The sequence below is a fragment of the Streptomyces iranensis genome (assembly GCF_017874715.1).
GTDB classification, from domain to species: Bacteria; Actinomycetota; Actinomycetes; order Streptomycetales; family Streptomycetaceae; genus Streptomyces; species Streptomyces iranensis.
In genome coordinates, this window is the sequence record NZ_JAGGLR010000024.1 from 200,275 (window position 1) to 225,494 (window position 25,220).

2 protein-coding genes (1 of these 2 running past the window's edge) are annotated in these 25,220 nt (G+C 72.3%); both read left to right on the top strand.

Annotation, left to right across the window (positions count from 1 at the left end; translation table 11 throughout):
* On the top strand, nucleotides 1-7,740 hold the 3' end of the coding sequence (locus J2Z30_RS51140; RefSeq protein ID WP_281062796.1) for a type I polyketide synthase. It extends 22,767 nt beyond the left edge of the window; the window shows 7,740 of its 30,507 coding nt (coding positions 22,768-30,507); its start codon lies beyond the left edge, outside the window; the stop codon is at nucleotides 7,738-7,740.
* A partial coding sequence (locus J2Z30_RS36885) for a type I polyketide synthase (protein ID WP_209468997.1) occupies nucleotides 7,741-25,220 on the top strand: 17,480 nt, incomplete at its 3' end.

The following is a 25,220-nucleotide window of genomic DNA, read 5'->3' on the forward strand; positions in this document are numbered from 1 at the left end:
TTGTTCGATCTGGGCCGGGTGCGTTCAGGGGATCGGGTGCTGATCCACGCGGCGTCGGGCGGGGTCGGCATGGCGGCGGTCCGGCTGGCGTTGGCCGCGGGGGCCGAAGTGTTCGCGACGGCGAGCCCGCCGAAGCAGGCCGCGGTGGCAGAGCTGGGCGTGACGCACATCGCTTCGTCGCGTACGGCGGATTTCGCGAGTGAGTTCGGCCAAGTCGACGTCGTGCTCAACTCGTTGACCGGGGAGTTGTTGGACGCCTCGCTGGGGATGCTGGCCGAGGGTGGCCGGTTCGTGGAGCTGGGCAAGATTGATATCCGTGATCCGCGTCAGGTCCCCTTCGACCTGGGGGACTTGGACCCCAACCGGGTTGCCGCGATGTGGCAGCGGGTCCTGGAGACGGCCGTCCCGTTGCCCGTCACCGTGTGGCCGGCCGCCCAAGCGGGTGCGGCGCTGCGGTTCATGAGCCAGGCCCGGCATGTGGGCAAGATCGTGCTGCGCCTGCCGGGGGTGGGCGACGGTGCGGCGCTGATCACCGGCGGCACCGGCACGCTGGGTGGCCTGGTCGCCCGGCATCTGGTGGTCCGGTACGGGATACGGGATCTGGTGCTGGCCAGCCGGTCGGGGCCGGACGCCCCCGGCGCCGACGAACTCGCCGCCGGGTTGGAGGAGTTCGGGGCGCGGGTGCGGATCGTCGCGGTGGACCTGTCGCAGCGTTCCGCGGTGGACGCGCTGGTGGCGGACATCCCGGGGCTGGCCGGGGTGGTGCACGCGGCTGGGGTACTTCAGGACATGCCGGTGACGTCGCTTACCGGGGAGTCGCTGGGGCGGGTGGTGGCCGCCAAGGCGGACGCCGCCTGGCACCTGCACGAGGCGACGCGGGATCTGGACCTGCGGATGTTCGTGCTGTTCTCCTCCCTGTCCGGGCTGCTGGGCGGTGCGGGACAGGGCAACTACGCGGCGGCCAACACCTATCTGGATGCCCTCGCCGCGCATCGGACGGCGCTTGGATTGCCCGCGGTGTCGATTGCTTGGGGCTTGTGGGAGCAGGCGAGTGGCATGACCGGCACGCTGACCGAGACGGACCGGGCCCGGCTGGCGCGAGGCGGCGGTGTGGCGCTGCCCACCGGGCAGGCGCTGCGGCTGCTGGACGCGGCGGTGGCCGGTGGCGAGCCGGTGGTGGCGGCCGGTCTTGACGTGGGCGCGGTCCGCGATGCGGTCACTTCCGGCTACGCGCTGCCGTCGGTGCTTGGCGATCTGGTCCGTGTGCCCCGCCCGGCCGCCGCGGCCACACAGCGCGGGGGCACCCTCGCCCGCCGGCTGGCCGGCCTGGGCGAGGCCGAGCGGTCGCATGTCCTGCTGGATCTGGTACGCGAACACGCCGCCGCCGTTCTCGGCCACGGTGATGTGGGCGGTGTGGAGTCGGGGCGGGCGTTCCGGGATCTGGGCTTCGACTCGCTGACGGCGGTGGAGCTTCGTAACCGGCTGGCTGTGGCGGCCGGGTTCGCGTTGCCGGCCACGCTGGTCTTCGACTACCCCACACCGCAGGTGCTGGCCGATTATCTGCTGGCTCAGGTGACCGGCGTGGCCGCCGCGACGCCGACGGCAGTCGTCACAGAGAGGGTGCCGACGGGAGAACCGATCGCGGTGGTTTCGATGGCGTGCCGCTACCCCGGTGGGGTGGCCTCGCCGGAGGATCTGTGGCGGCTGGTGTCCGAGGGCGTTGACGCGGTCGGTGACTTCCCGGCCGACCGCGGCTGGGAGACCGAGTCTGCCGGGTATGCGCGGGTGGGCGGGTTCCTGTCCGGTGCGGCGGACTTCGATGCCGGGTTCTTCGGGGTGTCGCCGCGTGAGGCGGTGGCGATGGACCCGCAGCAGCGGCTGTTGCTCGAAGTGTCCTGGGAAGCCCTGGAACGCGCGGGCCTGGACCCCTCGGAGTTGCGCGGCTCCGACACCGGTGTCTTCGCCGGACTATCCGCCCAGGACTACGGTTCCGCGCTCGCTTCCCAACGAGCGGCCGACGGTTACTGGCTGACGGGGAACACGCCGAGCGTGGCGTCGGGCCGGGTGTCGTATGCGCTGGGCCTGGAAGGCCCCGCGGTGACGGTGGATACGGCGTGTTCGTCGTCGCTGGTGGCGATGCACCTGGCCGCGCAGGCGCTGCGCAACGGCGAGTGCTCGCTGGCGCTGGCCGGGGGCGTGACGGTGATGGCGACGCCGGTGATGTTCGCGGAGTTCGCTTTGCAGGGCGGGCTGGCGGCCGATGGCCGGTGCAAGCCGTTTTCGGCCGAGGCGGACGGCACCGGCTGGGGTGAGGGTGTCGGTGTGGTGGTGCTGGAGCGGTTGTCGGAGGCTCAGCGGCTCGGGCATCCGGTGCTGGCGGTGCTGCGGGGCAGTGCGGTGAATCAGGACGGCGCGTCGAACGGTCTGTCGGCTCCGAACGGTCCGTCGCAGGAACGTGTCATTCGCCGGGCCCTGGCTGATGCCCGGTTGTCCCCGGCTGATGTGGACGTGGTCGAGGGGCACGGGACCGGGACGACGCTTGGGGACCCGATCGAGGCGCAGGCACTGCTGGCGACCTATGGGCAGGAGCGGCCCGAGGAGCGGCCGTTGTGGCTCGGGTCGGTGAAGTCCAACATCGGCCACACCCAGGCGGCGGCCGGTGTCGCCGGTGTGATCAAGATGGTCGAGTCGCTGCAGCGCGGGGCGCTCCCGGCGACGCTGCACGCGGGTGAGGCGTCGCCGCACGTGGACTGGTCGGCCGGTGATATACGGCTGCTGACCGAGGCGCAGGAATGGGAGTCGGCGGACCACCCCCGGCGCGCAGGAGTATCCGCGTTCGGGATCAGCGGCACGAACGCTCACGTGATCCTCGAAGAAGCTCCCGCTGAGCCGGTGCGGACCCGGTCGGCGCTGCCGGTGGTGACGGGTGGTGTGGTGCCGTGGGTGTTGTCGGCGCGGTCGGATGTGGCGCTGCGGGTGTTGGCTGATCGGCTGGTGTCGGTTGTCCCGGCTGGGGTCGACATTGCTGATGTGGCGGGGTCGTTGGCGGCGTCGAGGGCGGGGCTGGAGTTCCGTGCGGTGGTGCTCGGGACGGATCGCGAAGAGCTGGATCGGGGTCTGGCGGTCGTAGAGGCGGCTGGACCGGTCACCAGCGGTCCGGTGGCGTGGGTGTTCCCGGGGCAGGGGTCGCAGTGGACTGGTATGGGTCGTGAGCTGGCGGAGTGCTCGCCGGTGTTCGCGGCAGTGTTTGACGAGGTGTGTGCGGTGGCGGATCCGTTGTTGGGCTGTTCGTTGCGGGAGGTGATGTTCAGTGGGGTTGAGGTGCACCAGACGGCGTTTACGCAGGTGGCGGTGTTCGCGTTCGAGGCTGGTTTGGCGGCGGTGGCGCGGGCTGCCGGTTTGAAGCCGGATTTTGTGGCTGGTCATTCGGTGGGTGAGGTGACGGCGGCGTTTGTGGCTGGTGTGCTGACGCTTGAGGATGCGGTGCGGCTGTTGGTGGCGCGGGGTGCGTTGATGCAGGCGTTGCCGTCGGGCGGGGCGATGGCGGCGGTGCAGGCGGGGGAGCATGAGGTGGATTTGGCCGGTGTGGAGGGCCGGGTTGCGGTGGCGGCGGTGAATGGTTCGTCGGCGGTGGTTCTTTCTGGTGATCGGGAGGCGGTCGAGGAGGCGATAGGGCGGCTGGCGGGTCGGAAGGTGCGTTGGCTGGAGGTCAGCCATGCGTTCCATTCTCCGTTGATGCGTCCGATTGCCGATGAGCTGGTGCAGGTGGTGGCGGGGATCCGGTTCGGGGAGCCGCGGGTGCCGTTGGTGTCGGCGGTGACCGGGGGCGTGGCCGATGCGGTGGTGCTGGGTGACCCGGGTTATTGGGTCGAGCAGGCGCTTGGCACGGTCCGGTTCCACGACGTGGTCCGTTATCTGCATGAGCGTGGCGTTGCCGGGTTTGTTGAGATCGGCCCGGATAGGGTCCTGTCGTCTGTGGTCCATGATGGTGGGGCGCAGGTGTGGGCGGCGAGTCTGGCTGAGCGTGATGATGCGGGGGCTCGTCGTTTGCTGGCGGGTCTGGCTGAGGCGTGGGCTCATGGCGCTTCTGTGGAGTGGACGCGTCTGATTCCGAGCGGTCGTCGGGTGGTGTTGCCGACGTATCCCTTCCAGCACCGCCGCTACTGGGCGTCCTGCGGCGCGATGGGTCGGGGTAGTGCCGGGCATCCGTTGTTGGAGAGTGTGGTGCGGTTGGCTGAGGATGCGGGTTGGGTGTTGTCGGGGCGGGTGTCGGCCGCGACGAGTCCGTGGCTGGCCGACCATGCGGTGTCGGGCACGGTGCTCGTTCCCGGTGCGGCGTTGGCGGAGTTGGTGCTGCACGCCGGTGACCGGGCCGGGCTACCCGCCATCGGGGAGATCACTTTCGAGCAGCCTCTTGTTCTCAACGGCGGCCCGGTCGATCTGCAGGTATCGGTCGAGGGCGGCCAGGCGGCCGTGTTCTCCCGGACCGGCGAGCAGTGGGCCCGGCACGCGACCGCGACCCTGGCCGATCCGGCCGGGACGGTGGAAGGTCTGGACGGGCAGTGGCCCCCGGCCGGAGCCCAGGCCCTCCCTGTCGGCGATCTCTACGACGTCATGGCCGGTCGCGGATATGAGTACGGGCCGATGTTCCGTGGTCTGCAGGCGGCCTGGCGGCTCGGTGAGGACCTGTATGCCGAGGTCGAGCTGCCCGCAGACGATGCCCAGGACGGGTTCGCGATCCACCCGGCTCTACTGGACGCCGCTCTGCACGTCCTGATCACCGCCGCGGAGGACGGTCAGGAGGTGCGGTTGCCGTTCGCGTGGCGTGATGTGCGGTTGCATGCGACCGGTGCGTCGGCGTTGCGGGTGCGGTTGAGCCCGGCCGGGTCGGATGCGTTTTCTCTGCTGGCCGTCGATGGTGAGGGTCAGCCGGTGGTGTCGGCGGCGGCGATGGTTTCCCGCCCGGCCGATGCCAGCCAGCTCGCCGGGCCTAGTACGGGCGCGGGGCTGCTGTCGCTGGAATGGGCGCCGTTGAGCCTGGGATCGGCTTCGGAGCAGGCCTGGGTGCGGGTGGGCCCGGAGCTGGATCTGCCTGAGGCCACGGACGAGCCGGTGCTTGCCTGGGCTGAGCCCGCGGATCTGCCCGGGGCGCTGGCGCTGGTGCAGGCGTGGCTGGAGGCCGCGTATCCGGCGGGGTCGCGGCTGGCGGTCCGTACCCGTGCGGCGGTTGCTGCGGTCGAGGGTGACATGGTCGCTGGGCTGGAGTCGTCGGGCGTGTGGGGGCTGGTGCGTTCGGCGCAGTCCGAGCATCCGGATGCGGGTCTGGTGCTGCTCGACGATGACGGTGGCCCCGAATCCGCTGAGTCCCTTGGCGCCGCCCTGGCCACCGGGGAGAAGGAGATCGCGTTGCGGGCGGGGGCGGTGCTGGTGCCCCGCCTGCGTGCGATCTCGGGTGGGTTGGAGTTGCCGGCCGGTCCGGGTGCGTGGCGGTTGGAGTGGGCTGCGGGCGGTGACCTGGACGGGGTGCGGGCGGTGCCGGCCCCGGACGCCGAGCGGCCGCTGGGGGCGTACGAGGTGCGGGTCGCGGTCCGTGCGACCGGGGTGAACTTCCGCGATGTGCTGAAGGGCCTGGATATGCTCCCCGCCGACTCCCGGCAACCGGGCGGTGAGGGCGCCGGGGTGGTGGTCGAGGTCGGTCCTGGGGTGGACGGTCTGGTGCCCGGCATGCGGGTGATGGGGCTGTTCCCCTGGTTCGGCCCGTTGGCGGTGGTCGATGCGCGGCTGATGGTGCCGATCCCGGACGAGTGGAGCGATGTCGAGGCGGCGGCAGCGCCGATCGCGTATCTGACCGCTTATCACGCGTTGTTCGATCTGGGCCGGGTGCAACCGGGGGACCGGGTGCTGATTCATGCTGCGGCCGGTGGTGTGGGGATGGCGGCGGTACATCTGGCGTTGGCGGCGGGGGCGGAGGTGTTCGCGACGGCGAGTCCGGCCAAGCAGGCGGCGGTGGCGGCGCTGGGCGTGACACGCATCGCTTCCTCGCGTACGGCGGACTTCGCGGCTGAGTTCGGCCAGGTCGACGTGGTGTTGAACTCGTTGACCGGGGAGTTGTTGGACGCGTCGCTGGGGATGCTGGCCGAGGGTGGCCGGTTCGTGGAGCTGGGCAAGATCGATATCCGTGATCCGCGTCAGGTCCCCTTCGATCTGGGGGACTTGGATCCGGATCGGGTTGCCGTGATGTGGGAGCGGGTTCTGGAGACGGCGGTCCCGTTGCCGGTCACGGTGTTCCCGGCCACTCAGGCGGGTGCGGCGTTGCGGTTCATGAGTCAGGCCCGCCATGTGGGCAAGATCGTGCTGCGCCTGCCCGGCAAGGGCGACGGTGCGGTGCTGATCACCGGCGGCACCGGAACGCTGGGCGGTCTGGTCGCCCGGCATCTGGTGGACCGGTACGGGATACGGGATCTGGTGCTGGCCAGCCGGTCGGGGCCGGACGCCTCCGGCGCCGACGAACTCGCCGCCGGGTTGGAGGAGCTCGGGGCGCGGGTGCGGATCGTCGCGGCGGACCTGTCGCAGCGTTCCGCGGTGGACGCGCTGGTGGCGGACATCCCGGGGCTGGCCGGAGTGGTGCACGCGGCTGGGGCACTTCAGGACATGCCGGTGACGTCGCTGACCGGGGAGTCGCTGGGGCGGGTGGTGGCCGCCAAGGCGGACGCCGCCTGGCACCTGCACGAGGCGACGCGGGATCTGGACCTGCGGATGTTCGTGCTGTTCTCCTCCCTGTCCGGGCTGCTGGGCGGTGCGGGGCAGGGCAACTATGCGGCGGCCAACACCTATCTGGATGCCCTCGCCGCGCATCGGACGGCGCTTGGATTGCCCGCGGTGTCGATTGCTTGGGGCTTGTGGGACCAGGCGAGTGGCATGACCGGCACGTTGACCGAGACGGACCGGGCGCGGCTGGCGCGAGGCGGCGGTGTGCTGCTGGGTACCGAGCAGGCGCTGGGCCTGCTGGACCGGGCGTTGAGTATCGGCCGGCCGGTGGTGGCGGCGGGCTTGGATGTGAGTGCGGTCCGGGGTGTGATCGCGGCCGGGACGCCGGTACCGACGGTGCTGCTCGGCCTGGGCCGTCCGCCACGTCGCGCCATCGCGGCCGCCGCCGCAGGCTCTACCAGTGCGTTGGCCCGTCGGCTGGGTGGTCTGGGTGAGGCCGAGCGGTCCCTTGTCCTGTTGGAACTCGTGCGTGAACACGCCGCTGTGGTCCTCGGCCACGGTGATGGTGATGGCGAGGGCGCGGGTGTCCCCGCTGACCGGGCGTTCCGGGATCTGGGCTTCGACTCGCTGACGGCGGTGGAACTGCGTAACCGGCTGGCGGCGGCGTCCGGGCTGGCGTTGTCGGCCACGCTGGTCTTCGACTACCCGACGCCGCAAGTGCTGGCCGAGTATCTGCTGGCCCAGGTGACCGGTGTGGCCCCGGCCGAGGTGAAGGCCGCTCCGGCCCCGGTGCCCGTACTCGGCGGTCTTGACGAGGTCGAGGCGGCGCTCGATGGGCTGGCGGCGGACGACGCGCCGCTGCGTACCGAGGTGCGCAACCGGCTGAAGGCGCTGCTGTGGCGGCTTGACGATCACGACAAGCCGGATGAGACAAGCATGGCGGACCACATAATGTCCGCGAGCATCGATCAGGTGATCCAGCTCGTCGCCGAGGAATACGGCGACGAGGCCGGCTCCAGCGAGGTGGAATAGATGGCGACCGAACAGGAACTCGCGGAATACCTGCGGCTGGTCGCCGCCGACCTGCATCGCACCAGGCAACAGCTGCGTTCGGTCGAGGAGCGGGCCCACGAGCCGATCGCGCTTGTGGCCATGGCCTGCCGCTACCCGGGCGGCGTCGCGTCTCCGGAGGACCTGTGGCGGCTGGTCGCCGACGGCACCGACGCCGTGTCACCGTTTCCGGCCGACCGGGGCTGGGAGACCGAGCCGTCCGAGTACGTGAGCGAAGGCGGCTTCCTGTCCGGCGCGCCGGACTTCGATGCCGAGTTCTTCGGGATCTCGCCGCGTGAGGCGCTGGCGATGGACCCGCAGCAGCGGCAATTGCTCGAGGTGTCCTGGGAGGCGCTGGAACGCGTGGGCCTGGACCCCTCGAGCCTGCGCGGTTCCGACACCGGGGTCTTCGTCGGCATGTACTACCAGGACTACGAATCGCGGCTGTCCGACAGTCACGCGGGCGGGTACGGGCTGACCGGCAACGCGTCGAGCGTGGCGTCCGGCCGCGTGGCCTACACGTTCGGCCTGGAGGGCCCGGCGATCACGATCGACACGGCGTGTTCGTCGTCGCTGGTGGCGATGCACCTGGCCGCTCAGGCGCTGCGTAACGGGGAATGCTCGCTGGCGCTGGCCGGGGGCGTGACGGTGATGTCCACCCCGGCGGCGTTCACGGAGTTCGCGAGGCAGGGCGGGCTGGCGTCCGATGGCCGGTGCAAGGCGTTCTCGGCCGGAGCCGACGGCACCGGCTGGGGCGAGGGCGTCGGGGTGCTGGTGCTGGAGCGGCTGTCGGAGGCGCAGCGGCTCGGGCATCCGGTCTTGGCGGTGTTGCGGGGCAGCGCGGTGAACCAGGACGGCGCGAGTAACGGCCTGTCGGCTCCCAACGGGCCGTCCCAAGAGCGGGTGATCCGGGCGGCGTTGGCCGGCGCGAGGCTGTCGACCTCCGATGTGGACGCCGTCGAGGGGCACGGGACCGGGACCACGCTCGGGGACCCGATCGAGGCCCAGGCATTGCTGGCGACCTACGGGCAGGAACGGCCCGAGGACCGGCCGTTGTGGCTGGGCTCGGTGAAGTCCAACTTCGGGCACACTCAGGCGGCGGCCGGTGTCGCCGGTGTGATCAAGATGGTCGAGGCGATGCGGCACGGGACGCTGCCGGCGACGCTGCACGCGGGCGAGGCGTCCCCGCACGTGGACTGGGCGACCGGCGATGTACGGCTGCTCACCGAGGCGCGCTCGTGGGAGGCCGAGGGGCGTCCCCGGCGGGCGGGAGTGTCATCGTTCGGGATCAGCGGCACCAACGCACACGTCATCCTCGAAGAAGCTCCCGCTCAGGCGGCCCCGGCCCCGTCGGCGGATCCGGTGGTGACCGGTGGTGTGGTGCCGTGGGTGCTGTCGGCGCGGTCGGATGCGGGGTTGCGGGCGCTGGCAGGCCGGCTGGCGTCGGATGTCCCGGCCGGGGCCGACATCGCGGATGTGGCGGGGTCGCTCGCGTCGGGCCGCGCGGGGCTGGAATTCCGCGCGGTGGTCTTGGGCGCTGACCGTGAGGAACTGCAGCAGGGTCTGGCGGCGGTGGAGTCGGCCGGGGCAGTGACGCGGGGTCCGGTGGCGTGGGTCTTCCCGGGCCAAGGGTCGCAGTGGGTCGGCATGGGCCGGGAACTGGCGGGATGCTCGCCGGTTTTCGCGGCGGTGCTGGATGAGGTGTGCGCGGTGGCGGATCCCTTGCTGGGCCGTTCATTGCGGGAAGTGATGTTCTCCGGCGCCGAGGTGCACCAGACCGGTTTTACCCAAGTGGCGGTGTTCGCCTTTGAAGCGGCGCTTGCCGCGGTGGCGCAGGCGGCCGGTTCGAAGCCTGATTTTGTTGCCGGTCATTCGGTCGGTGAGGTGACGGCCGCGTATGTGGCGGGTGCGGTGTCGCTGGAAGACGCGGTGCGTCTGTTGGTGGCGCGAGGTGCGTTGATGCAGGCGTTGCCGTCGGGCGGGGCGATGGCGGCGGTGCAGGCCGGCGTACGGGAAGTGGATCTGTCCGGTCTGGAGGACCGGGTCGCGGTGGCGGCGGTGAACAGCTCGTCGGCGGTGGTGCTCTCCGGAGAACGGGAGGCGGTCGAGGAGGCGATAGGGCGGCTGGCCGGCCGGAAGGTGCACTGGCTGGAGGTCAGTCACGCGTTCCATTCCCCGCTGATGCGCCCGATAGCCGACGAGCTCGCGCGGGTAGTGACGGGAATCCGGTTCACTGAGCCGCAGATCCCGTTGGTCTCGGCGGTCACCGGTGCCGTCGCGGGCGCGGATGTGCTCGGCGACCCGGGGCACTGGGTGGAGCAGGCGGTAGGCACGGTCCGGTTCCACGACGTGGTCCGGTTCCTGCACGAGCGGGGTATCGCCGGGTTCCTCGAGCTCGGCCCGGACACGGTGTTGTCGGCTGCGGTCTACGACGGCGACGAGAACGGGGTGTGGGCGGCCGGCCTGGCCGAGCACGAGGACGCGGGGGCACGTCGTCTGCTGAAGGGCCTGGCCGACGCGTGGACTCATGGCGCGGCGGTGGACTGGACTCGCCTGGTCCCGGCCGGCCGTCGGGTGGCGTTGCCGACGTACCCGTTCCAGCACCGCCGCTACTGGCCGGCCGGATCTGGCGCAGTGACCGGTCTGGGGGCCGCCGGCCTGGCGGCGGCGGCACATCCGCTGCTGGCCGCGGTGGTCACCCTGGCCGACTCGGACGAGTGGTTGTTCACCGGTCGGCTTTCCGGCGCGAGTGCGTCGTGGCCGGCCGACCACGAGCTGCCGGGCGTCACGGCGTTGCCGGCGGCGGCGCTTGCCGAACTGGTGCTGTTCGCCGGCGAGCGCGCCGGCCGGCCGGCGATCGAGCAGATCACGTTCGAGCGCCCCCTGGTGCTGCCGGAGCGCGAGGAGCGCGAGGCGGTCGATCTGCAGATCAGCGTGCGCGGCGAGCACGCCACGGTCAGCTCACGGCCGGTCGGTGAGGAGTTGTGGATCCGGCACGCCACCGCGACCCTGACCGACGATCTTGCCGAAGATCCGCCGTCCGGGCCCGACGGTCGGGACGTCTTCGTGCAGATGGAAACCGACGAGGAGCAGGACGGGTTCGGCATCCACCCCGGATTGCTTCAGGCCGCGCTGAACCTGGGCCCGGACGAGGTGCCCCAGCGCTGGGAGGGCGTACGGCTGTTCGCCGTCGGTGCCCGGCAGATTCGGGCCCGTTCGATCGGATCCGGGCTGCTGGCCGTGGACAGCCACGGCGATCCGGTCCTGCAGATCCGGGCGATGAGCACCCGCCGGACAACGGCCGATGAGTTCACCCGCGGCCGCGGCCGGCTGCTCAGCCTGCGCTGGGAGCCCGTACCGGTGTCGGCGGGCGAGTCTCCGGAGTGGAGCACGATCCGGCCGGGCGAGACCGTCGCCGCGCCGGACGGGGAACCGAGCACGGTGGTCGCGCTGTGCGAGGGCGAGGACCCGGTGGCCTGGGCGCTCGGCGTCGTGCAGGACTGGGTGGCGGCGGACCGGCCGGCCGGGTCACGGCTGGTGGTGACGACCCGGGAGGCCGTGGCGGCCGGGACGGACGACGCGGTGCCCGGCCTGGCCCAGGCACCGGTCTGGGGCCTGGTGCGTTCGGCACGGGCGGAGTACCCCGATGCCGGGCTCATCCTGCTCGACGAAGACGGCCACGACGCTTCCAGCGCCGCCCGGCACGCCGCCATCGCCTCCGGCGAACCGGAACTCGCGGTACGACGCGGCGAGATCCGAATGCCGCGCCTGCGCCCGACGCCCCCCGACGAGCAGGCCACGCAGGCCGGCGGCGCCGGTACCGAAGGCACCATGCTGATCACCGGCGGCACCGGCACGCTCGGCGGCCTGGTCGCCCGGCACCTCGTCGCCCGGCACGGGGTGCGCAGCCTCGTTCTGGTCAGCCGCTCGGGCCCGGACGCACCCGGCGCCGATGCGCTGGCCGCCGACCTGGAGGCCGCCGGAGCACGCGTACGGGTCGTCGCCGCCGACCTGGCCGACCGCACCGCCGTCGACGCGCTCGTCGCCGACATCCCCGACCTGACCGGCATCGTGCACACGGCCGGCCTCATCGCGGACACCCTGTTCGCGACGCTGACGCCCGAATCCCTGGCCCGGGTCATCGCGGCCAAGTCCGTCTCCGCGCAGCACCTGCACGAGGCGACGTTGGATCGCGACCTGACCACGTTCGTACTCTTCTCCTCCCTCGCGGGCCTGCTCGGCAGCCCCGGACAGGCCAACTACGCCGCCGCCAACGCCTACCTGGACGCGCTCGCCGCGCACCGCCGGGCCGCCGGCCGCCCGGCGGTGTCCATCGCGTGGTACCTGTGGGAGCAGCGCAGCACCATCACCACCGGGCTCAGCGAGACCGACCGGGCCCGCCTCGCCCGCGGTGGCGCACCTCTGCCCACCGAGACCGCCCTGCGGCTGTTCGACGCCGCGCTGGCCGCCGGGGACGCGCTGTCGGCGGCGGGCCTGGACCTTGCCGCTGTTCGCGCCGGCGTGGACGCGGGCCTGCCCGAGCTGGCGCTGCTGCGCGGTCTGGTTCGCGTTCCGCGCCGCGTGGCGGACAACGGCGCACTGGGCCGTCAGCTCGGCAGCCGGTCCGCTCCCGAGCAGCGCCGCTTCCTGCTGGATCTGGTCCGCGAGCAGGCCGCCCTGGTGCTCGGCCATCGCGACGCCAGTGGCATTCCGGCCGACCGCGCGTTCCGGGATCTCGGCTTCGGCTCGCTCACGGCGGTGGAGTTGCGTAACCGGCTGGCCGCGACGGCCGGGCTGGCGTTGCCGGCCACGCTGGTCTTCGACTACCCGACAGCGCAGGCCCTGGCCGAGTACCTGCTGCGGCGGGTATCAGGGGTGGCGGACTCCTCGGCGGAGGTGGTGCCGGCACGGTCGGCCGGTGAACCGATCGCGATCGTGTCGATGGCGTGCCGCTACCCCGGCGGGGTGGCGTCGCCGGAGGATCTGTGGCGACTGGTCGCGGACGGCGTGGACGCGATGGGCGCGTTCCCGGCGGACCGCGGCTGGGAGACGGATCCGGCGGAGTACGCGCAGATAGGCGGCTTCCTGTCCGGCATGGCGGACTTCGACGCCGAGTTCTTCGGGATCTCGCCGCGCGAGGCGGTGGCGATGGACCCGCAGCAGCGGCTGCTGCTCGAGGTGTCCTGGGAGGCGCTGGAACGGGCCGGTCTGGATCCGGCCGCGATGAAGGGCACGGATACCGGGGTCTTCGCCGGATTGGCCATGCAGGACTACAGCTCGCGGCTGCCGGATGGGAGCGCGGGCGGGTTCGGGATGACGGGCAACGCGTCGAGCGTGGCGTCCGGCCGGGTGGCGTACACGTTCGGTCTTGAGGGTCCGGCGGTGACGGTCGATACGGCGTGTTCGTCGTCGTTGGTGGCGATGCACCTGGCGGCTCAGGCGCTGCGGAACGGGGAGTGCTCACTGGCGCTGGCCGGTGGCGTGACGGTGCTGGCGACGCAAGGGATTTTCGCCGAGTTCACGCGGCAGGGCGGAATGGCGTCCGACGGCCGGTGCAAGCCGTTCTCGGCCGCGGCCGACGGTACGGGCTGGGGCGAAGGTGTCGGCGTGGTGCTGCTGGAGCGTCTGTCGGAGGCGCGGCGGCTCGGGCATCCGGTGCTGGCGGTGCTGCGCGGCAGCGCGGTGAACCAGGACGGGGCGTCCAACGGCCTGTCGGCCCCCAACGGCCCGTCCCAGGAGCGGGTGATCCGGCGGGCGCTGGCCGACGCGCGGCTTTCTCCTTCCGACGTGGACGTGACGGAGGCGCACGGGACCGGGACGGCGCTGGGTGACCCGATCGAGGCCCAGGCGTTGCTGGCGACGTACGGGCAGGAGCGGCCCGAGGAGCGGCCGTTGTGGCTGGGGTCGGTGAAGTCGAACATCGGCCACACCCAGGCCGCGGCCGGCGTGGCCGGTGTGATCAAGATGGTCGAGGCGATGCGGCACGAGATGCTGCCGCCGACGCTGCACGCCGATGAGCCGTCGCCGCATGTGGAGTGGTCGGCCGGCGAGGTGCGGCTGCTGGCCGAGGCGCGTCCTTGGGAGCCGGCGGACCGTCCGAGGCGGGCCGGGGTGTCGTCGTTCGGTATCAGCGGCACCAACGCCCATGTGATTCTCGAAGAAGCCCCCGCTGCTTCGGCCGTGGTCCCGTCGGCGGAGCCGGTGGTGACCGGCGCCGTGGTGCCGTGGGTGCTGTCGGCCCGGTCGGCCCCGGCGCTGCGGGCGCTGGCCGGGCGGCTGGCGTCGGATGTCCCGGCCGGGGCCGACATCGCGGATGTGGCGGGGGCGCTGGCGCGAGGCCGGGCGGGGCTGGAGTACCGGGCGGTGGCTCTGGGCGTTGACCGTCCGGAGCTGGACGAGGCTCTGATCCGGGTCGAGTCGGCCGGGCCGGCGGTATCGGGCGCTGATGTGGCCTTCGTGTTCCCGGGTCAGGGTTCGCAGTGGATCGGTATGGGCCGTGAGCTGCTGGCCTGTTCGCCGGTGTTCGCCGAGTTCGTGGCCGAGTGCGAGCCGTTGGTGGACTTCCCGCTGCGGGACGCGCTGGTGTCCGGGGCAGGGCTGGACCGGGTGGAGGTGGTCCAGCCCGCGCTGTTCGTGATGATGGTCGGCCTGGCCCGAGCATGGGAAGCGGCGGGGGTGGTCCCGTCGGCCGTGGTGGGCCACTCGCAGGGCGAGATCGCCGCGGCCTGTTTCGCGGGGGCGCTGTCGTTGGAGGACGCCCTGAGCCTGGTGACCGCGCGGGGCCGGGCGTTGGTGGCGCTGGCGGGCACCGGCGGGATGTTGTCGGTTGCGGCGGCTCCCGAGGTGGTCGAGGGCATGCTGGCCGACGGGCTGGGGATCGCGGCGGTCAACGCGTCCGCTCAAGTGGTGGTTTCCGGTGTGCCGGAGCCGTTGGACACGTTGGCGGCGCGGTGTGAGGCGGCCGGGATCCGGGCCCGGCGTGTGGATGTCGACTACGCGAGTCATCACCCACTCATGGAGCAGGTGCGCGAGCAGCTGCTTGCGGTGCGGGTGTCGCCGCGTCCGGGCCGGGTGCCGTTCTACTCGGCGGTGACCGGCACCGTGGTGGACACCGAGGGCCTGGATGTCACGTACTGGTGGCGGAATCTGCGGGAGCAGGTGAAGTTCGCGCAGACCGTGGCGGCGATGCCGGTGGCCGGGTTCGTGGAAGTGAGCCCGCATCCCGTGCTGGTGCCCGGGATCGAGGGGCGTTGGGCCGTCGGTTCGCTGCGTCGTGACGACGGTGGGCAGCGGCGTTTGCTGGCCTCGTTGGGCGAGGCGTGGGCTCGTGGCGCGGCGGTGGATTGGACCCGTCTGACAGCCGGTGGGAAGCCGGTGGCGTTGCCGACGTATCCGTTCCAGCACCGCCGCTATTGGGCGTCGGGTGGCGGCACGGGCCGGGGCACCGCGGGTCATCCGCTGTTGGACAGCGCGGTGCGGCTGGCCGAGGACGCGGGCTGGGTGTTGTCGGGCCGGGTGTCGGCGGGGACGAGCCCGTGGCTGGCTGATCACGCCGTGTCGGGGACGGTACTGGTGCCCGGGGCGGCGCTGGCGGAGCTGGTGTTGCACGCCGGTGACCGGGCCGGGCTGCCAGCGATCGGGGAGATCACCTTTGAGCAGCCTCTGGTCCTGAACGGCAGTCCGGTTGATCTGCAGGTTTCGGTGGAGGGCGGTCAGGCGGCCGTGTTTTCCCGGACGGGGGAGCAGTGGACCCGGCACGCGATCGCGACCCTGGCCGACCCCTCCGGCATGGTGGAAGGCCTCGAAGGGCAGTGGCCCCCGGCCGGCGCGCAGGCCCTTGCCGTCAGCGACGCTTACGAAGTCATGGCCGGTCGTGGATATGAGTACGGTCCGACGTTCCGGGGCCTTCAGGCGGCCTGGCGACTCGGCGAGGACTTGTATGCCGAGGTGGAGCTTCCCGCTGCCGGTGAAGGCCAGGACGGGTTCGGGATCCATCCGGCGCTGCTGGACGCCGCGCTGCACGCCCTCCTTGTCGCCGCGATCGAGGAAAGCGGCCAGGAGGTCTTGCTGCCGTTCGCGTGGCGGGATGTGCGGCTGCACGCGACCGGGGCATCGGCGCTGCGGGTCCGGCTGAGCCCGGCCGGTCCGGACGCGTTCTCCCTGCTCGCCGCCGACGGTGACGGCAAGCCGGTGGTGTCCGCCGGTGCGATGATGTCCCGCCCCGCGGACACCGGCCGGCTCGCCGGTCCCGACGCGGGCACTGGCCTGCTGGCGCTGGAATGGGCGCCGCTCAGCCTCGGGCCGGCGCCGGAGCGGGCGTGGGCCCAGGTCGGCCCAGAGCTCGACCTGCCCGACGCGACGGGCGAGCTGGTATTCGCTATGGCCGAGCCCGCGGACCTGCCAGGGGCGCTGGCCCTCGTGCAGGCGTGGCTGGAGGCCGGTCACCCGGCGGGATCGCGGCTGGTGGTCCGTACCCGTGAGGCGGTTGCGGCGGCTGAGGGCGACACGGTCGCTGGGCTGGAGTCGTCGGGGATCTGGGGGCTGGTCCGCTCGGCGCAGTCCGAACACCCGGATGCGGGTCTGGTGCTGCTTGACGACGACGGCCGCTCCGAGTCCGACGCGGTCGTCGCCCCGGCCCTGGCCACCGGTGAGAAGGAGCTGGCTTTGCGGGCCGGCGCGGTGCTGGTGCCCCGGCTGCGCCCTGTTCCCGCAGGTCTGGAAGCGCCGGTCGGCCCGGAGGCGTGGCGGCTGGAGTGGGCTGCGGGCGGTGACCTGGACGGGGTACGGGCTGTCCCGGCGCCGGACGCGGAGCGGCCGCTGGGAGCGCATGAGGTCCGGATCGCGGTCCGCGCGGCGGGGGTGAACTTCCGCGACCTGTTGTCGGCGCTGGGCATGCTGCCGAACGACACCCGGCCGCCCGGCACCGACGGCGCCGGCGTCGTGATCGAGGCCGGCCCGGAGGTGACCGGCCTTCCGGTCGGCACCCGGGTGATGGGGATGTTCCAGGCGTTCGGCCCGCTGGCGGTGGTTGACGCACGGCCGCTGGTGCCGATCCCGGACGGGTGGAGCGACGTCGAGGCGGCGGGGGCGCCGACCGCGTATCTGACCGCTCATCACGCCCTGTTCGATCTGGGCCGGGTGCGGCCGGGGGACCGGGTGCTGATCCACGCGGCGTCCGGCGGCGTGGGCATGGCGGCCGTGCATCTGGCACTGGCGGCGGGGGCGGAGGTGTTCGCGACGGCGAGTCCGGCCAAGCAGGCCACGGTGGCGGCGCTGGGCGTGACACGCATCGCTTCCTCGCGTACGGCGGACTTCGCCGCTGAGTTCGGCCAGGTCGACGTGGTGCTGAACTCGCTGACGGGGGAGCTGCTGGACGCGTCATTGGGGATGCTGGCCGAGGGCGGCCGGTTCGTGGAACTGGGCAAGACCGACATCCGCGACCCGCGGCAGGTCCCGTTCGACTTGGGGGACTTCGCTCCCGAGCGGCTCGCGGAGAAGTGGCAGCAGATCCTGGAGCAGATCGTGCCGCTGCCGGTCACGGTGTGGCCGGTGGCGCGGGCGGGCGCGGCGCTGCGGTACATGAGCCAGGCCCGGCATGTGGGCAAGATCGTGCTGCGCCTGCCCGGTGTGGACGACGGTACGGTGCTGATCACCGGCGGGACGGGGACGCTGGGCGGTCTGGTCGCCCGGCATCTGGTGGACCGGCATGGGGTACGGGACCTGGTGCTGGTCAGCCGGTCGGGACCGGAGGCGCCCGGCGCGGCCGAACTCGCCGCCGAGCTGGAGGCGGCCGGAGCTCGGGTGCGGATCGTCGCGGCGGACCTGTCGCGGCGTGCCGCGGCGGACGCGCTGGTGGCGGACATCCCGGAGCTGGCCGGGGTGGTGCACGCGGCCGGGGTGCTCGAGGACATGTCGGTGACCTCGCTGACCGGCGAGTCACTGGGCCGGGTGCTGGCGGCCAAGGCGGACGCCGCCTGGCATCTGCATCAGGCGACCGAGCATGTGGACCTGCGGATGTTCGTGCTGTTCTCGTCCCTGGCGGGGCTGCTCGGCAACCCGGGGCAGGGCAACTACGCGGCCGCCAACACCTACCTGGACGCACTCGCCGAGCACAGGAAGGCGCTCGGGCTGCCCGCGGTCTCGATTGCCTGGGGTCTGTGGGAGCAAGCGAGTGTCATGACCGCCGGGGTCACGAGCACCGGCCGGGCTCGGCTGGCGCGTGGCGGTGGTGTGGTTCTGGGTACCGAGCAGGCGCTGGGTCTGCTGGACCGGGCGCTGGGCACCGGCCGGCCGGTGCTGGCGGCGGGCCTGGATGTGGGTGCGGTCCGGAGTGCGATCGCGGCGGGTTCGCCGGTGCCGTCGGTGCTTCTTGGTCTGGGTCGTGCGCCGCGGCGGGCGGCTGTTGCCGGGGCTGGTGGTGGGGCGCTGGCTCGTCGTCTGGTCGCGTTGCCGTCGGCGGAGCATCTGCGGGTTGTGCTGGATTTGGTGCGTGAGCATGCGGCTGTGGTGCTTGGCCTCGGTGATGGTGTTTCTGCTGACCGGGCGTTTAGGGATCTTGGTTTTGATTCGCTGACGGCGGTGGAGTTGCGGAATCGGCTGGCGGCGGCGTCCGGTTTGGCGTTGCCGGCCACGTTGGTCTTCGACTATCCGACGCCCCGGGTTCTGGCTGAGTATCTGGTGGCGCGGGTGACTGGTGCGGCTCCGGCCGCCGCGGAGGTCGTCCCGGCCTCTGCGGTGACCGGTGAGCCGGTGGCGATCGTGTCGATGGCGTGCCGTTTCCCGGGTGAGGTGTCCTCGCCGGAGGACTTGTGGCGGCTGGTCGCCGACGGTGTGGACGCGATGGGTGACTTCCCGGCGGACCGGGGCTGGGAACCCGAATCGGTGGGGTATGCGCGGGTGGGCGGTTTCCTGTCCGGTGCTGCCGATTTCGATGCGGAGTTCTTCGGGGTGTCGCCGCGTGAGGCGGTGGCGATGGATCCGCAGCAGCGGCTGTTGCTCGAGGTGTCCTGGGAGGCGCTGGAACGTGCGGGCCTGGACCCCTCGGGCCTGCGCGGCTCCGATACCGGGGTCTTCGCCGGTCTGTACTACCAGGGCTACGGCTCGCAACTGCCCGATGGCGATGGCAGCGGTTTCCGGCTGACGGGCTACTCGACGAGCGTGGCGTCGGGCCGGGTGTCCTACGCGCTGGGCCTGGAGGGTCCGGCGGTCACGATCGATACCGCGTGTTCGTCGTCGCTGGTGGCGATGCACCTGGCCGCGCAGGCGCTGCGTAACGGCGAGTGCTCACTTGCGCTGGCGGGCGGCGCGGCGGTGATGGCCACCCCGGCGGCGTTCGCGGAGTTCGCACTGCAGGGCGGGCTGGCGTCCGATGGCCGGTGCAAGCCGTTCTCGGACGACGCGGACGGCACCGGCTGGGGCGAGGGCGTCGGGGTATTGGTGCTGGAGCGGCTGTCGGAGGCGCAACGGCTCGGACATCCGGTGCTGGCCGTGCTACGCGGCAGTGCGGTGAACCAGGACGGGGCGTCCAACGGCCTGTCGGCCCCCAACGGTCCCTCGCAGCAGAGAGTGATCCGGGCCGCGCTGGCCAGTGCGGGGTTGTCCGCCGCGGAAGTGGACACGGCGGAAGCGCATGGGACCGGAACCACTCTCGGGGATCCGATCGAGGCGCAGGCGTTGCTGGCGACCTATGGGCAGGACCGGCCCGAGGACCGGCCGTTGTGGCTGGGGTCGGTGAAGTCCAACATCGGCCACACCCAGGCCGCGGCCGGTGTCGCCGGTGTGATCAAGATGGTCGAGGCGATGCGGCACGGGGTGTTCCCGGTAACGCTGCACGCGGGTGAGCCGTCGCACCATGTGGACTGGACAGCCGGCGACGTACGGCTGCTGACCGAGGCGCGTCCGTGGGAGTCCGACGGGCGCCCGCGGCGGGCGGGGGTGTCCGCGTTCGGGCTCAGCGGGACCAACGCGCACGTGATCCTCGAACAGGCCCCGGATCCGCTCCCGGAGCAAGTCTCGGACGCGGCGCCGGTGGTGACGGGCGGTGTGGTGCCGTGGGTGCTGTCGGCCCGGTCGGGTGCGGGCCTGCGGGCGCTGGCGGCGCGGCTGGCGTCGGACGTTCCGGCCGGGGCCGACATCGCGGATGTGGCGGTGTCGCTGGCGGGGGGCCGCGCCGGGCAGGAGTACCGGGCGGTAGCTCTGGGCATCGACCTTGAGGAGCTGGACGCGGCTCTGGTGCGGGTCGAGCCGGGCGCGCCGTCGGCGTCGGGCACTGGTGTGGCTTTCGTGTTCCCGGGTCAGGGGTCGCAGTGGGTGGGGATGGGCGGTGAGCTGCTGGCCTGTTCGTCGGTGTTCGCCGATTTCGTGGCCGAGTGCGAGCCGTTGGTGGACTTCCCGCTGCGCGACGCGCTGGTCTCCGGGGTCGGCCTGGAGCGGGTGGAGGTGGTCCAGCCGGCGTTGTTCGTGATGATGGTCGGCTTGGCCAAGGTGTGGGAAGCGGCGGGGGTGGTCCCGTCGGCGGTGGTGGGCCATTCGCAGGGTGAGCTGGCCGCGGCGTGTTTCGCGGGGGCTCTGTCGTTGGAGGACGCCCTCGGGCTGGTGACCGCGCGTGGTCGGGCGCTGGTGGCGTTGGCGGGTACGGGCGGGATGTTGTCGGTTTCGGCGGCTCCCGAGGTGGTTGAGGGCATGCTGGCCGATGGGTTGGTGATCGCGGCGGTCAATGCGCCCGGTCAGGTGGTGGTCTCGGGTGCGCCGGAGCCGTTGGACGCGTTGGCGGTGCGGTGTGAGGGGGCCGGGATCCGGGCTCGTCGGGTTGATGTGGATTATGCGAGTCATCACCCGTTGGTGGAGCAGGTGCGGGAGCAGTTGCTGGCGGTGCGGGTGTCGCCGCGGCCGGGCCGGGTGCCGTTCTATTCGGCGGTGACCGGTTCGGTGGTGGATACCGAGGGCCTGGATGTCGCGTATTGGTGGCGGAATCTGCGGGAGCAGGTGCGGTTCGCGCAGACCGTGGCGTCGATGCCGGTGGCCGGGTTCGTGGAGGTGTCCCCGCATCCGGTGCTGGTGCCGGGGATTGAGGGGCGTTGGGGGGTTGGGTCGCTGCGTCGCGACGATGGTGGTCAGCGGCGTCTGCTGATGTCTCTGGCCGAGGCGTGGATTCACGGCGCGGCGGTGGACTGGACCCGCCTCATCACCGGGGGCAAGCCGGTCACCTTGCCGACGTATCCGTTCCAGCACCGCCGCTACTGGGCGTCCGGTGGCGGGACCGGCCGGAGCAGGGTAGGCCACCCGCTGCTGGAGTCCGCGGTGCGGCTGGCCGAGGACGCCGGCTGGGTGTGGTCGGGGCGGCTGTCGGCCGGGACAAGCCCGTGGCTCGGCGATCACGTAGTGGCGGGCACGGTGCTGGCACCCGGCGCAGCGTTGGCCGAGCTGGTGTTGCACGCCGGGGATCGGGCCGGCCTTCCGGCGATCGGGGAGATCACGTTCGAGCAGCCGTTGGTGCTGGACGGCGTGGTGGATGTCCAGGTGCGAGTCGAAGACAGCCGGGCGAGTGTGTTCTCTCGCACCGGGGAGCAGTGGATCCGGCACGCCACCGCGTCCCTGGACGATCCCGCCGGAATGGTGGAAGGCCTCGAAGGGCAGTGGCCTCCGGCCGGCGCGCAGGCTCTCGCTGTCGGTGACGCCTACGACGTCATGGCGGCTTGCGGGTACGAGTACGGCCCGGCGTTCCGCGGTCTGCAAGCGGCCTGGCGGCTCGGCGAGGACCTGTACGCCGAAGTGGAACTGCCCGCCGTCGGCGAAGGCCAGGACGGGTTCGGGATCCACCCGGCGCTGCTGGACGCCGCCCTGCACGTGCTGCTCACGGCGGCCGGGGAAGGTGACGAGATCGGTTTGCCGTTCGCGTGGCGCGATGTGCGGCTGCACGCGACCGGGGCGTCGGCGCTGCGGGTGCGGTTGAGCCCGGCCGGGTCGGACGCGGTCAGCCTGCTCGCCGCCGACGGCGAAGGCCAGCCGGTGGTATCGGTCGGCGCGATGATCTCCCGGCCGGCCGAGGCGAGCCGTCTGGCCCCGGCTCTGAGCGCGGGCGCGGGCCTGCTCGCCCTCGAATGGGCGCCGGTACGCCTGTCCGCCGGCAGCTCGGCGGTGCAGGAGTGGGTACGCGTGGGCCCGGACCTACCCGCGGAAACGGACGGGCCGCTGTTTGCCTTGGCGGAGCCCGTCGACATACCGGCGGCGTTGGCCTTGGTGCGGGCCTGGCTGGCCGATGAGCATCCGGCGGGATCGCGGCTGGCGTTCCGTACGCGTGATGCGGTTGCCGCGGTTGAGGGTGATTCGGTCGCCGGGCTGGCCGTGTCGGGCGTTTGGGGCCTGGTCCGTTCGGCGATGGCCGAGCACCCTGACGCGGGCCTGGCCCTGCTCGACGACGATGGCCGTCCCGAGTCCGAGGCGATGGTTTCCGCCGCCCTGGCCACTGGGGAAAGGGAACTGGCGCTGCGTGATGGTGCGGTGCTGGTGCCCCGGCTGCGCCGGGCGGCCTCCAGCGATGAGCCGGCCCCCGTACTCGGACCGGACGGCACGGTGCTGGTGACCGGCGGGACCGGGACGCTGGGCGGCCTGGTCGCCCGGCACCTGGCCGTCCGGCACGAGGTCCGGGACCTGGTGCTCGTCAGCCGGTCGGGGGAGGACGCGCCCGGCGCCGACGAGCTGGTCGCCGACATCGAGGCGGCCGGGGCCCGCGTACGGATCGTCGCGGCCGACCTGGCCGACCGCGCCGTGGTTGACGCGCTCGTCGCGGACCTCCCCGACCTGACCGCCGTGGTCCACGCGGCCGGAGTGGTCGAGGACGCCCCGGTGACCTCACTGACGGAGCAGTCGCTGGACCGGGTACTGGCGTCCAAGGCGGTCTCGGCCCGGCACCTGCACGAGGCGACGGCCGACCGGAAACTGCGGATGTTCGTGCTCTTCTCGTCGCTGTCGGGCCTGCTCGGCGGTGCCGGGCAGGGCAACTACACGGCGGCCAACACCTACCTGGACGCCCTGGCCGCGCACCGGCGGGCTCAGGGCCGGCCCACCGTCTCGATCGCCTGGGGCTTCTGGGAGCAACGCAGCACGATCGGCGCCGGCGTCACCGACGTCGACCTGGCCCGGCTGGCCCGCGTAGGAGGCACGCTGCTGCCGATCGAGCAGGCGCTGAGCCTGTTCGACCAGGCGCTGGGGGTCGGCTCGCCCGTGGTCGCCACCGGCTTGGACGTGGCCGCGGTCCGCGGCGCGATCGCCGCCGGACAGACGATGCCGGCGGTGCTCCTGGGCTTCGGCCGTGCGCCGCGGCGGACGGCTGCGGCCGGCACCGGCGGCGGTGAGCTGGCCCGTCGCCTGGCCGGGCTGGGCGAGGGCGAGCGGTCCCGCGTCCTGCTGGACCTGGTGCGCGAGCACGCCGCGGTGGTCCTCGGCCACGGCGACGCGAGCGGCATCGAGGCCGGACAGGCGTTCCGTAATCTCGGTTTCGACTCGCTGACCGCGGTGGAGCTGCGTAACCGGTTGGCCGCCGCGTCCGGGCTGACGCTGCCGGCCACGCTGGTCTTCGACTACCCGACGCCGCAGGCTCTGGCCGAGTACCTGCTGCGGCAGGCACTCGGCGTGGAAGGGACCGCCGGGGAAGTGGTGCCGACGCGTTCGGCGGGGGAGCCGGTCGCGGTGGTGTCGATGGCCTGCCGGTTCCCGGGCGGGGTCGCCTCGCCGGAGGAGCTGTGGCAGCTCGTCGTCGGCGGCACGGACGCGATGGGCGACTTCCCGGCCGACCGCGGCTGGGAGACGGAGCCCGCCGGGTATTCGCGCGTGGGCGGTTTCCTGTCCGGTGCGGCGGACTTCGATGCGGAGTTCTTCGGGATCTCGCCGCGTGAGGCGGTGGCGATGGATCCGCAGCAGCGGCTGCTGCTCGAAGTGTCCTGGGAAGCCCTGGAACGCGCGGGTTTTGACCCTTCGCGAATGCGCGGCTCCGACACCGGTGTCTTCGCCGGGCTGTCCTTGCAGGACTACGCATGGCGGCTCTCCGAGGCCGACGGGGGCAGTTTCCGGCTCACCGGTAACGCGTCGAGCGTCGTGTCCGGCCGGGTGGCGTTCGCGTTCGGCCTGGAAGGTCCGGCGGTGACGGTGGACACGGCGTGTTCGTCGTCGCTGGTGGCGATGCACCTGGCCGCTCAGGCACTGCGCAACGGCGAATGTTCGTTGGCGCTGGCCGGCGGGGTCACCGTCATGGCCACCCCGACGACGATCTCGGAGTTCGCGCTGCAGGGCGGCCTTGCGGGCGACGGGCGGGTCAAGGCGTTTTCGGGTACGGCGGACGGCACGGCCTTGTCCGAGGGCGTTGGCGTGGTGGTACTGGAGCGGCTGTCCGAAGCGCAACGGCTCGGGCACCCGGTGCTGGCGGTGCTGCGGGGCAGCGCGGTGAACCAGGACGGCGCGTCCAACGGCCTGTCGGCGCCGAACGGCCCGTCCCAGGAACGTGTCATCCGCCGGGCGCTGGCCGATGCCCGGCTGACCCCGGGCGATGTGGACGCGGTCGAGGGACACGGGACCGGGACCACGCTCGGAGACCCGATCGAGGCGCAGGCGTTGCTGGCGACCTACGGGCAGGAGCGGCCCGAGGACCAGCCGTTGTGGCTCGGGTCGGTGAAGTCGAACATCGGGCACGCTCAGGCGGCGGCCGGTGTGGCCGGTGTGATCAAGATGGTCGAGGCACTCCGGCACGGAATGCTGCCACCGACGCTGCACGCCGATGAGCCGTCGCCGCACGTGGACTGGACGGCCGGGGATGTGCGCCTGCTGACCGAACCACGGGCCTGGGAGTCCGACGGGCGTCCGAGGCGGGCAGGCGTGTCGTCGTTCGGTATCAGCGGCACCAACGCTCACGTGATCCTCGAAGCGCCCCCGGAGCCGGTTCCCGCGCGACCCACGTCCGGCCGGCCGGTGGTGACTGGCGGAGTGGTGCCGTGGGTCCTGTCGGCCCGTTCGGGTGCGGGGCTGGCGGCGCTGGCGGGGCAGCTGGCCTCGGATGTCCCGGCCGGTGCCGACATCGCGGATGTGGCGGGTGCGTTGGCTGGTGGCCGGGCCGGGCTGGAGTACCGGACGGTGGTTCTGGGCGTTGACCGTGCGGAGCTGGACGAGGCTCTGGTGCGGGTCGAGCCGGGCACGCCGTCGGCGTCGGGCAGCGATGTGGCTTTCGTGTTCCCGGGTCAGGGGTCGCAGTGGGTGGGGATGGGCCGTGAGCTGCTGGCCTGTTCGTCGGTGTTCGCCGAGTTCGTGGCCGAGTGCGAGCCGTTGGTGGACTTTCCCCTGCGGGATGCGCTGGTGTCCGGGGACGAGTTGGAGCGGGTGGAGGTTGTTCAGCCCGCGTTGTTCGTGATGATGGTCGGCTTGGCCAAGGTGTGGGAAGCGGCGGGGGTGGTCCCGTCGGCGGTGGTGGGCCATTC